At 61.4% G+C, this 3,785-nt stretch carries 4 protein-coding genes; 3 read left to right on the plus strand and 1 reads right to left on the minus strand.

The features are described from left to right. Positions 1-384 precede the first annotated feature (384 nt). On the plus strand, positions 385-2,535 hold the full coding sequence (locus tag MJD61_16960) for a hypothetical protein (protein MCG8556953.1): 2,151 nt from the start codon (positions 385-387) through the stop codon (positions 2,533-2,535). A gap of 28 nt (positions 2,536-2,563) precedes the next feature. Here the strand turns inward: MJD61_16960 and MJD61_16965 are convergent, their stop codons facing one another. Beyond that, on the minus strand, positions 2,564-2,737 hold the full coding sequence (locus tag MJD61_16965) for a hypothetical protein (GenBank protein ID MCG8556954.1): 174 nt from the start codon (positions 2,735-2,737) through the stop codon (positions 2,564-2,566). 32 nt (positions 2,738-2,769) lie between these two features. Here MJD61_16965 and MJD61_16970 point away from each other — a divergent pair, with 32 nt between their 5' ends. Both MJD61_16970 and MJD61_16975 read left to right on the plus strand, forming a co-directional pair. After that, positions 2,770-3,288 carry an SDR family oxidoreductase gene (locus tag MJD61_16970; protein MCG8556955.1) on the plus strand — a complete coding sequence of 173 codons (519 nt, stop codon included), beginning with the start codon at positions 2,770-2,772 and terminating at the stop codon, positions 3,286-3,288. A 21-nt stretch (positions 3,289-3,309) separates the two neighbouring features. Then, on the plus strand, positions 3,310-3,597 hold the full coding sequence (locus MJD61_16975) for a DUF2277 domain-containing protein (protein ID MCG8556956.1): 288 nt from the start codon (positions 3,310-3,312) through the stop codon (positions 3,595-3,597). Positions 3,598-3,785 lie beyond the last annotated feature (188 nt).

Consider the following 3,785-nt stretch of genomic DNA (forward strand, 5'->3'; position numbering starts at 1 on the left):
GCCGCCAGATCTGCAAGATCCCGCGACGATGCTTTTTGACATGATCTGAAGCTTCCATCGCGATCTTTCGCCTACGCCCAGAGAGCCGACTGGGAGGCCGTTGTCGAGGCGAAGCCCCCCGGTGAACGGCTGCGATGCGAAGGAATGTGCATCCAGACTGCAAGAGCAATTAACTTGCATTTATTGGCCGGCTGAGTATGCTCCGGGCGGTGTACGGAGCGGAGCCAGCATACGCAGTCCAGCATACGCAGTGTGGCCGCGGCAGGGGTTCGTTCGTGGACCTGGGCTGGACGTGGCTCGTCTGCCTGAGTCGTAGGAGAAGTTCGCGTGAAAGATGTATCTGCAAACAGATTGTACCGATGTTCCCAGCGGGCAACACGCGTCATGGTGGGGTTGAGCTTGATGGCCGGTGCCTGCGCAGCTCCCAGCGAGGATCGTGGGGGTGCCAGCTTGCCGGCCGAGGGGGTGTCGGTTCACGTCCAGGAGCTTCAGAGGAGCTTGGTGGCGAATGCGGGGAGCCACGCAATCCAGGGGATTCGCGCACGCAGGAGGCTCAGGCCCGTACTGACGTGTGTGGACAAGTTGGCCCGTGGAAGGTTTGTCGCGCACTGGGGCTACGAAAACACGACCCGCAGGGTGATCGGGGTGCGCAAAGGCCGCCGCAACCGCTTGGGGCCGGGGCGGCCGGATCAGGGGCAGCCCATTCGTTTCAGGCCTGGATTGCACGAGGACGTCTTCACAACGGAGTTCTCGCGCAGGCAGGCTTGGCGCTTGAACCGAGCCAAAGCGGTCGCTACGAGAAGGTCCCCACGGTGCCGGTTTCGTCAGTATTCGTCCGGGCACGCGGACCTCGCGATGCAGTTGTCGCCGACCCCAGGTGGCGGATTCGAAGTGTTTCTCGAAGCCGAAGGGGCCACGATTGACGGTGTTCCAGGAACCGACGGACTGTTCGACATCGAGAACGTCATGATTGTCACCGATGCGACCTTCACTCGTCCCGACGCGGGCCGCGATTTTTTTGCGCCGCTTTGCGTGGATGAAGGCGAGAACGCCTTTTGGCTTCCTCAGGGCAACAGCGAGGCAGCGGCCCATGGTGCTCCCTTCATGGGGCTTGCGCTGGAGGCGGACGCCGGTGTGCTTGTTGACGATCAAGTGCGGCTCAAGCTCGTGGCTGTCACCTCGCCATCGGGTGAGGGACACTATTCGGTCTGGAAGGATGGCTTCCCCCCGGTGTTCGGCATGACCAGCTGCGATGGCATCGACGCGGCGGACGAACTCTTGCTTCCGTTGGGTCACGATCACTTCAACATGGGCCTATCCGGAGAGCCAGGCGATTGGTTGGTAACCTACGAGGTTCGCGGGGATCTGGCGGCCGGAGGCAGCGCCTCGGAGCAGTTCTCTGTTCGCTACCGCACTGTCAGCAACCCGCTACGAGGCAATATCAGGGCCGATGCGCTTCCCTCCAACGGATCGGTCGGATTCATCGTCACGGATCAAGGCTACGAACTCTTTAGACGTCCTGGGTGGAACTCCACCTCGATCAACTTCGTAGACTCGGAACGCAGATACGCCTACGGCTGGTCTCGAGACAAGCACTACAGCGACCCGACCGCGACGACTCAATCCTGGCGCCTCGATTTGGCGACAAGGACGTTCGAGACCCTTGAGATTCCCGGCGCCATTTGGTCGGTCATGCGCGGCGGGCGGGAGGATGGGACCGTCGTCGGAAAGCTCAAGCACGACAACGGAACGCCCAACGACACGACGGACGATGTTCGCTACGGGTTCATTCACTCGTGGCAGAACGGTGAGACGACGTTGGTAGCTCGAGAAGGTTTCGACGATATCGGCTTCACCGACATCAACGATGAAGGCGTGGTGGTCGGTTTCAACGACTTTGGAACACTCGGCTTCATCTATCGAAACGGTGCGTTCGAGGACCTGACCGCCCCCGGAGCCTTCCGGCTGTTCCCCTTCCAGATCAGTGATGAGGGTACCATCGTAGGGTTCATGGGGCTGGCGCCGGACAGCTGGTACTTCAATCAGATCAACCCGGGTTTCACAGCTCAGCTCACCGGTGATGGCTACACCGTGACTCGCTACCAAATCGCCGGTGCAAGTGGAACCGGGCTCACGGCGCTCAACGAGCGAGGTGACCTAGGTGGCGTTTACTATCCGCAAGAGACGTCCATCCCCATCCCGTTCCGAGTAGCCGAAGGTGCCAGCGCACCCGAGTTCTTCCCCTTCCAGGCGGGACCGTTCGAGCCGTTCGTTACGGGTATGACTGAAGATGGGTTGCTGCACGGGGAGATCTACATCCTCGACGAGCCCCAGGTCTGCGGTGGTCATGGCTCTTTGGAAGGCAACGTTTGCGTCTGCGATGCGGGCTACGAAGTCGACCCGGTAGACCCGGAGAATTGCATCGAGCTGAACGCGGAATGCAGTGGTCACGGACATCTGCACGGCGATGTCTGCCATTGCGACAGCGGATTTGTACCGGACCCCAACGACAAGGGTGCATGCGTCCCGGGGTGATTGGGAACTGTTATTCTTTCGCGGGCGCTTACAGCCGAGGTACGCGTTGGGACAACGGAGGGAGCTCGCCCGTCTCCAGCCATGCATACGTGCCCCAGCTGGCAAGAACACGTTTGGTGTAGCGTCGCGTCTCGAGGTAGGGGATCTCTTCGATCCACTGATCGACCAGCATGCCGGGGCGCGTCTCGAGCCAGCGCCGCACCGCTCGGGGGGACGTACGGCGGTCTCGACGGGGTGGTCTCCAACGCCGGCTTCGCACCGCAAAGCCCGATCGATCGCTGTGACCCGAAGCTCCTGCGCGAGAGCTTTGAGCTCAATCTCTTCGCCCACCAAGCGCTGGCCTCCGCTGCACTGGAGGTGCTGCGCGCGCAGGGATTGGGAGGGTTCTTGCTCTTCAACGGGTCCAAGTCCGCGTTTAACCCCGGAGCTGGCTTCGGCCCCTACAGTGTGCCCAAGGCTGCCCTGGTTGCGCTGGCCAAGCAGTACGCCGTCGAGGTCGGTGAACTCGGCGTGCGTGCGAATGTCGTCCATGCCGATCGGATTCGCACCCAGCTCATTTCTGAACCAGAGCTCGCCGAACGCGCCAAGGCTCGCGGACTCAGCCCCGAGCAGTATTTTCGTTCCAACCTGCTGCGCCAGGAGGTTACTGTCGAGCATGTTGCACAGGCTTTCGTTGGCTTGGCATTGGCCGAACGAACCACTGGCTGTGTGTTTCCCGTGGACGGTGGCAATATCGCCGCAGCTCCCCGGTAGTTGACCGGGCTTCGACGAACCATGTGTCGCAACATCAAGACCCTATTCAACTTCGAGCCACCGGCTACGGACGAGGAAATCGGCGCGGCTGCGTTGCAGTTCGTGCGCAAGCTCAGTGGCTTCACCAAGCCGTCACAGACCAACCAAGAGCCCTTTCAGCAGGCCGTGGACGAAGTGAGCGTTGCAGCGAGAAAGCTGATCGACTCGCTGGTCACCTCGGCACCCGCCAAAGACCGCCAACAAGAGGCAGAGCGCGCACGGATGCGAGCACAAAAGCGCTTCGCGCGTCCGCAGGCGACCGGAGATTGACGTAGCGCGATAGAAGGCACCGCCAAGGCACCGAATCCAGCCTAGAACGCCACCTGCACCTCGGCATCAAACATGCACTTCGGCTCCAGCCGCTCCTCAAGAGTCTTCGCGAGTATTCCAATCGTGCGCGAAACCTGACCACTGAATAGCTCGCGGCTTCCGGCCACGATACGCACGGGCTGATCCAC

The sequence above is a fragment of the Pseudomonadota bacterium genome (assembly GCA_022361155.1).
Lineage (GTDB): Bacteria > Myxococcota_A > Polyangia > Polyangiales > JAKSBK01 > JAKSBK01.